The sequence below is a fragment of the Streptomyces corynorhini genome, from assembly GCF_003346515.1.
GTDB lineage: Bacteria > Actinomycetota > Actinomycetes > Streptomycetales > Streptomycetaceae > Streptomyces > Streptomyces corynorhini.
Window position 1 is genome coordinate 1 of record NZ_QQNA01000350.1, and the last position, 7,435, is coordinate 7,435.

5 protein-coding genes and 1 pseudogene are annotated in these 7,435 nt (G+C 71.1%); 5 read left to right on the forward strand and 1 reads right to left on the reverse strand.

Features of this window, described 5'->3' with window-relative positions; translation table 11 throughout:
• The first annotated feature begins 64 nt into the window (after positions 1–64).
• The 5 genes from DVH02_RS31795 to DVH02_RS31815 all read left to right on the forward strand — a co-directional run bounded on the left by DVH02_RS31795 (position 65) and on the right by DVH02_RS31815 (position 6,910).
• Positions 65–2,230: a sensor histidine kinase gene (locus DVH02_RS31795; protein WP_233518584.1), complete on the forward strand. Its 2,166-nt coding sequence runs from the start codon at positions 65–67 to the stop codon at positions 2,228–2,230.
• A gap of 101 nt (positions 2,231–2,331) precedes the next feature.
• Positions 2,332–2,769, forward strand: a complete 438-nt coding sequence (locus DVH02_RS31800; protein ID WP_114627318.1) for a hypothetical protein — start codon at positions 2,332–2,334, stop codon at positions 2,767–2,769.
• 249 nt (positions 2,770–3,018) lie between these two features.
• Positions 3,019–3,618, forward strand: a complete 600-nt coding sequence (locus DVH02_RS31805; RefSeq protein WP_114627321.1) for a class F sortase — start codon at positions 3,019–3,021, stop codon at positions 3,616–3,618.
• 566 nt (positions 3,619–4,184) lie between these two features.
• Complete coding sequence (locus tag DVH02_RS31810) at positions 4,185–6,059, forward strand: hypothetical protein (RefSeq protein WP_114627319.1); 1,875 nt, start codon at positions 4,185–4,187, stop codon at positions 6,057–6,059.
• Positions 6,056–6,910, forward strand: a complete 855-nt coding sequence (locus tag DVH02_RS31815; RefSeq protein ID WP_114627320.1) for an immunity 49 family protein — start codon at positions 6,056–6,058, stop codon at positions 6,908–6,910. The genes DVH02_RS31810 and DVH02_RS31815 overlap by 4 nt, the downstream gene beginning before the upstream one ends.
• 105 nt (positions 6,911–7,015) lie before the next feature.
• On the opposite strand, the pseudogene DVH02_RS31820 reads toward DVH02_RS31815, so the two are convergent.
• Positions 7,016–7,435, reverse strand: a pseudogene (locus tag DVH02_RS31820) (hypothetical protein); the annotation flags it as partial.

Consider the following 7,435-nt stretch of genomic DNA (forward strand, 5'->3'; position numbering starts at 1 on the left):
ACCGCCGCCCCCGCGTGGCACAAGTCGTGACACACCGTCCCGTCGTGACACACCGCGCACACGGCTGCCGCTCCGCAAGAGCCTGCTCGGGCGGCTGCTGACCGTGTCGGCGCTGGTGGCCTCGTGCTCGGTCGCCGCCACCGCCTGGCTCGCCGTACAGACGACCACCGGCGCGATCCGCCAGGAGCAGGGGCAGAATCTCAGCGCCGACGCCGAGATCTACAACACCCTGCTCGGGTACGCGGCCACCCACCCCAACTGGGACGGTGTCGTCGACACGGCGCGGGAACTGGCCCGGCGGTCCGAGCGCCGGATCGTACTGACCAGCCAGGACCGGCGCCCGCTCTTCGACTCCGCCGCAGCGGACTCCGCCGCCGACTCCGCTCCGGGCTCCGGATCCGCGCCGGGCGACGCCGCCTCCGGCAAGCTCGATCCGTCCGCCGCCCCGCTGCCGCCGCAGGCGTCGGCGGTGGTCGACCCGCTGTCCGTCGACACCGTACTCGTGCCCGACACCACCTCCGCCGACACGGACCGCGTCGACCCGCGGGCGGTGGGACCGTTCCTGCTGCCCGAGAAGGAACGCACGCGGCTGCGGCGGGCCGCCGACGCGAACGTGGAGTGCCTCGGCGGCCAGGGCATCGCCGCCGACGTCGTCGAGACGCCCACCGGACGCCCCCGTATCCGGCTCGTGAGCAACGACACCGACCCCTCCGCCGAGCTGAGGTGCTACAGCGACGTCTCGGACACCCCCACCGCGACCGAGAGGAAGGCACTGCGGGAACTCAACAAGCTCTCCGACGCCTGCCTCGAACGCCAGGACCGCGAAGGCGTCACGCTCAACCTCGACCTGTCCTGGGACCGCGGGCGTATGCGGGCGCCCGCGGACGCCCGGCAGGCCGAGGCCGGCGCACCCCTGACCGCCGCCGTCCCGCAGCCGACGGAGCCCGACCGGGACGCGCCCACGGAGGGGCCGGAGCCGGTCCCCAGCACGGCCCCCGGCCGGCCGGCGGTCAGCAGCCAGTACGACCGGGCCGTCGCCTCCTGCGTGGCCAGCGCCCGCCGCGAGCAGCTGACGTCCTATGTCGCCCCGCCCGCACTGCTGTTCATCGACGGCCCCGGCGCGGTGAGCGTGCCGGGGCTCGACCTCTCCCCGGCGAACACCGCGCGCATCGCCGGGGTCACCGCCCTCGTCCTCGCGCTCACCGTCGGCGCCTCGGTGATCGCCGGAACCCGCCTCGTACGGCCCCTGCACGCGCTCACCGGCGCGGCACAGCGGATGCGCGACGGCCTGGACTCCGAGCCCGTGCCGGTCGGTCTCGACAACGAGATCGGACGGCTGGCGGCGGCGTTCAACGACATGGCGGCCCACCGCGCCCGGCTGGAGGAACAGCGCAAGGCGATGGTCAGCGACGTCGCCCACGAACTGCGCACCCCGCTGAGCAACATCCGCGGCTGGCTGGAGGCGGCCCAGGACGGACTGGCCGACCCGGACCCGGCGTTCGTCTCCTCGCTCCTGGAGGAGGCGGTGCAGCTCCAGCACATCGTCAACGACCTCCAGGACCTCGGGGCGGCCGACGCGGGCGTGCTGCGGCTGCATCCGGAGCCCGTCGACACGGGCGACCTGCTGGCCCAGGTCGCCGCGGCGCACCAGGGCCTCGCCGAGACCGCGGACGTCACCCTGACACACACCACGCCGCCGCCCGGCACGCCCCGGCCCCCGCTGCTCCACGCCGACCCGGTCCGGCTCCGGCAGGCCGTCAGCAACCTGGTCTCCAACGCGGTACGACACACCCCGGCCGGTGGCCGGGTGAGCCTGCGCGCGTACGTCAACGGCGCGGGGGACGAGGTGGGCCTGGAGGTGGCCGACACCGGCAGCGGTATCCCGGCGGAGGACGTACCGCATGTGTTCGACCGCTTCTGGCGGGCGGAAAAGTCCCGCAACCGGAGCACCGGCGGCAGTGGCCTGGGCCTCGCGATCGTCCTCAAGCTCGCCGAGGCGCACGGCGGTACGACGACGGTGATGAGCACCGAGGGGCTGGGGTCGGTGTTCACCGTACGGCTGCCGGTCGATCCGGGCGGCGAACCGGGGCCGGAGGGATCGGGGCGGGAGAAAACGGAGCTGGAGGGACCGGGGCCGGAGGGATCGGGGCCGGAGGGATCGGGGCCGAAGGAATCGGGGCGGAAGAAATCGGGGCCCGGCGGCCATGACGAGCCGACAGCTACTTCCTGACAGCTTCCTCACAAGTGCTCGTCATGGTGGTGACGTGCCCGGAACCTGGTGCGACACGGCACCCAGGTACCACCAAGGCCGGGCCGGAACTGGAGCTTCACATGCCCCGTCATCTCAGCCTGCGTGCCGCCGTCCTGAGCGCAGTCGCCGCGGGCGCGCTGCTCGCCCCGGCGTCTGCCGCGTTCGCCTCCTCCACCGTGCCCGTCGCGGCCACGGAGGCTCCGGCTACGGCCCGGGAGGCGTCCGAGGCGCCCTCCCAGGCCCCTGAGGCGAGGCCGGAGCCCGCCGACAAGGACGTCCCCGCCGCGAGGGCCGTGCCGACCGAGGCCGCGACGTCCGCCGAGGAGATCAGGAAGAGGCAGGCCCTGCAGTCCGCTCCCGTGCCGCGCGGCGCCGTCGCCGCCGGTGAGGCCCCGGCCGGGACCTCCGGGGGCGCCGGTTACGCCGCCCTCGCCGGTACGGCCGCCGGCGCGCTGCTGCTCGCGGGCGCCGGCACGTTCGTCCTGCGCCGCCGCTCCGCCGAGCGCCACACCGCCTGACGGTACCGACAGCGCCGGTGGCGCCGCCCCTTCGCGGGGGCGGCGCCTTCCGCGCATGCCCCGTCCCGCCCGTAGCCCTGCTCTGGAGCACCAGTGACCTCCGCACACCACCCGGCACACCACCCGGAACACCACCCGGCGCAGCACCCCGCGTCACCCCCCGGCCCCCGGCCGACCCGCGCGCGCCGTAACCGCCCCGCCCGGCCTGCCGGTTCCGCCCGCCTCGCCCGTTCCGCCCGCCTCGCCCGCCTGGTTCCCGCCGTACCGCTGGTCCTCGCCGTACTCGCGGGCTGCTCGGCCACACCCGAACCGGCCACCGCCGACGCGGGCCATGCGCGGTCGTCCACGGCGTCCGATGCGCCGGGGCCGGACAAGGGGACGGAGTCGTCGCAGGAGACCAAGGGCACCCTGCCGCCCGCCAAGGTCGACATCCCCTCGGTCGGGATCACCAGCTCTCTGATGGTCCTCGGGCTGAACGCGGACGGAACCGTCGAGGTGCCGCCCGCCGAGAAGGGGATGACCGCGGGCTGGTACGCAGGGGGCCCCGTACCGGGAGAGGCCGGTCCCGCCGTCATCATCGGCCACAACGACACCCGCTTCGGCAAGGCCGTCTTCCACGACCTCAAGAAGATCGCCAAGGGCGCGGCCATCACCGTCACCAACACCGCCGGAGCCGACGCGCACTTCACCGTCACCGGCACCGAGAGCGTCGGCAAGAACGCCTTCCCCACCGAGAAGGTCTACGGCGCGACGAAGGACCACGCCCTGCGGCTGATCACCTGCGACGGCGGCTTCGACGCCCAGGGCCACCCCGTGAACAACCTCATCGTCTACGCGACACAGGACTGACAGGGCCCCCCGGAGCCACGTCCGCTACCAACGCCCCTGCGGGTCAATGGCCTTGAACTTCGGCGCCGTACGAGAAGGTGCGTCGAGGACCGGTACCGAGCGGACCCCATAAGACCTGTTCGGCGCTTCGCGCCCGCGTTGGCCACGACCGTGGTGTGCGCCACGACGGGCGGTCTGCTCGCCGTCGCCAGTGCGGCGTCCGCCGCCACGACCTGCGTATCCCCGCTCCATCAGCGGCAGTTCCTCGCGAACACAGGCTTCTCGGCAAGCCCGGGAAGACGGACTGCGACAAGACGGCCCACCACAACTGGGCACGGGCGCGCCCGCTTCCGGGCTGCCGAAGGACAAGGTCAAGACCCTGGCGTCGAAGGGCGCGGCGCTCTCCTACGACAGTGCGCGACCGGCAAGGCCAAGCTGACCCGGGCGAAGAACAACGAGATGGACCTCGCGGCCTACCGCGTCTTCCGCCGCCTCAAGGGCGCCGCCTCACCCCCGTCGACCGCCTCACCCCGGCCACCGCGACCGGACCGCGCGCCGCGACGTTCACCGGTGGCACCGGAGGCGCGGTGTCCGGTGCGGGCAAGGCGAGTCTCGCCGTTCGGGCGGTCTCGTTGGCGGGCAAGGCGGGCAGGGTCATCGACCCGATGACGTACGTCTTCAAGGGCGCGGGCGCCGGTCTGTCGAAGATCGGTGACGTGATGGCCGGTCTGCGGGGCATGGGCGCCATCGAGATCCCGAAGATCTCGGACGGCGCGTTCAGCCTGCCGGAGGGCGCGCTGGAACTTCCCGACGGAACGATCCACTTGCCGGAGGGCGCCGCGATACCGGAGGGGGCGCTCAAGCTCCCGGACGGCAGCGTCAAGCTCCCCGAGGGCACGGTCACGCTCCCCCCTGGCACGGTCAAGTGGCCTTTCGAGGACGGCCCCGCGAAGTACGCCGACCCCGCCGGCAACCTCTACAAGGAGGACGGCAGCCTCTTCCAGCGTGCCGAAGAGGCCAAGGCCGAGGGATCCCCGACCGCCGCAGCGGATCAGCCGAGGGCGGAGTCCCCGGTCCTGGCCGCCGTCGGAGCCAGGGGCGGCGACGACGTCATCCGCCTCGGCAGCGACCTCTCCGACCCGGTCCACGTGGCGGACAACGGCGGCCACGGACCGGGCGGCTTCGACAACACCCCGACGAACCGCGCGGGCGAGCGCGGCGCCCCGGCGGGCGCCGCGGGCGAAACCGCCCCCCGTAACGCCCTGGACCCCACCCCGGGCGGAGCCACCGCCCACCCGGAAGGCACCCACGGGAGCGCGCCTCACGGCGACGGGTCGTCGCAGGGCGGCGTGGGCCACACCGACGGCCCGGCGACGGGCGGCCACCACCCGGAAACCCCGGGCACCGGCGGTCTGGACGACGCGGCCCACGTCGGCAGCGACCTGCCGACGCCTGGCGGTGGAACACCCGTCCCTGACCGATTTCCCCACCCTCCGAGCTTTATGCGGCAGGAGGGCAACCCCTACGGCCCTCCCGGATCGCTCAAGCCGGAGCAGATCACAGAGATCCAGGTCTACAGGGCCAATCACGAGGAGGGGTACTTCAAGGAGTACTACGAGAAGCGTGGTTACCGCCAAGACACCGACGTCCCGGACGAGAGCGGCTTTCCACCGCCGCAGCTGATCAAGGACCCTGCCGATCCGAAGATGTGGCTCGCGAAGGACAACGCTCCCCCGGCCTTCCCGACGAAGTATTACGAGGGCTGGGACCGTCCGGGAACCGCCAAGCAACTCAACGACTCGCAGGCACAGTCAGTCCTGGACAATGCCGCCAGGACACGACACGACGCGATCCAGGCCGACAACCCGCTGCACGATCCGCTTGGCGCGGCCAAGAAAGTATGGGAAAGAACCAAAACGCCCGAGAGCAAGGCGATGTACGACGCTCTCAAGGCTGGACACGCACCGTTCCACGACACGATGTCAAAGGCTACGGAAGCATACGGTGAGGCAGTGGCTCGCCATCACGTGGTCTCGCAGTTCTACGAGGGAGCCAAGTGGGAGCCAACGGCCGGCCCCAAGAACGGAAACGACCAGTTCGACCAGGTCTGGCGGCGCAAGAACGACGAGGGCTTCGTCGTCATCGAAGCCAAGAGTGACGTCGGCACGGGAATCAACGAGCGTACGCTGCCGAGTGGCTACAAGGCGAAGCAAGGCTCGCGCGAGTATTTCCTCGACATCATGAACGAGATGTGGAAGAGAGCGGAGAACGGAGATTCCGCCGAGCTGAAGTTGTATACTGATCTGAAAAATGCACTCATGGCGGACAAGGTTGAATACATCCTCGTCAAAGGTGTTTCCGACGGGCCGACTTACGGAGGCTTCAAGAGTCGCCGATTCAATGTCGGAACGTTCAAAGAGGAAGACTTCCCCTTCGAAGCCACTAACAGGAGCAATCCGTGACGGTGATTGTGGAGCGACACGCCATTCCTGCAATCGACGAGCAGGTTACCGAACGTCTGGCCGAGGAATTCGAGACGAGCATCCAAAATCTGGAGACCTCGCCTGCGGTAGTCGGCATCGCACTGAACGAGGCGCTCCTGCAGGTGCAGGCGACCCAGGCCCTCAATCCGCGCGGCAACCGTTTCTCCACGTGGGATGCCACCGTCTCCGCTATGCAGATGGGTACCGCGGCCTTTGCCGCCGCCTCCGTCACCGAAGGCACGGTTGAGATGCGTATCGCACACGAGATGCGCACCATCAACGCCACAGGTCCCCAGTTCTACACGCACGCCGGTAACTGGCTGACCGCGCTCTGGTTCGTTGTCATCTGCCGGGATCAGTCTCGTATGGATGCACTGTGCGCCATTCCGCTCGATCTCCTGCGGTCGTCCGGTGCCGAAGGCGACGAGTACGTCTACCACTGGGTGGATGCCCTGCAGACTTACTGGCGCGAGCAACCGGGGCTGCCGGAGAAGTTGACGGCGGCCATCGAGCAGTCCCATCCGGACATCGCCACGGTCGCGCCGCGCGATCTGCTCCAATGCGTGTTGTATCCGCCGATCAACCTCTTCTACCAGTTCCTGCGCAAGGACCACGACGGTTTCAACCAGGCGCTCGTGGAGGCTCTGGAACTTCACAAGTCGTACTGGAGCACGCCGGAGCGTTCGGGGGACATCGCGGGGTTCCTGGCCCTCGGGCCGCTGGCCGTGGCATGCCTCGCGTACGACGCGGGCTTCCCGATCGAGGTCGAGTCCGAGTACTTGCCCGTCCGCCTTCTGGACCGTTCCTGGGTCGGTGAGTTCGACACGTAATGCGGGGCGCGACGGGCGCGACGGGCGCGGCAGCGGACGCCGGATCAAGGAGGTCGAGAACGCCGTCCGGGACGGGGCTCCGCGTTGCCTCCTCGTTCGCCGCCCCTACCGCTTCGGCCCCGCCCACGCGTACGTCGCCGTTCCGACGGCCGCCAGGGTTAGCGCCGTCCACGTGCCCGCTGCCGTGCCGGGCGGGAGCAGGGGCCAGATCGCGACCTCCATCGCCGGTCCCGCCGGTCCCGTCGGGGGCGGCGCGAAGAGGGCGAGCGCCGCCCAGGCCATCGGCAGCGTCCACGCGAACTGCGCCCCGCAGAGCGCCGCGCCCAGGGCGGCCAGGCCCATCAGGCCCGCGCTGTCCCGGACGACGAACGCCGGGGTGGCCAGGTCGTCGCCCTGGACCGAACGGCCGCGGTCAGTTGGGTGGTTCGCAGGGCGGCGCACGTGCTGGTCATGGGTGCGGTCGTGGGAGCGGTGCTGCTGGCGGCGCAGACGGTGGGCGACGACCTGGCCACCCCGGCGTTCGTC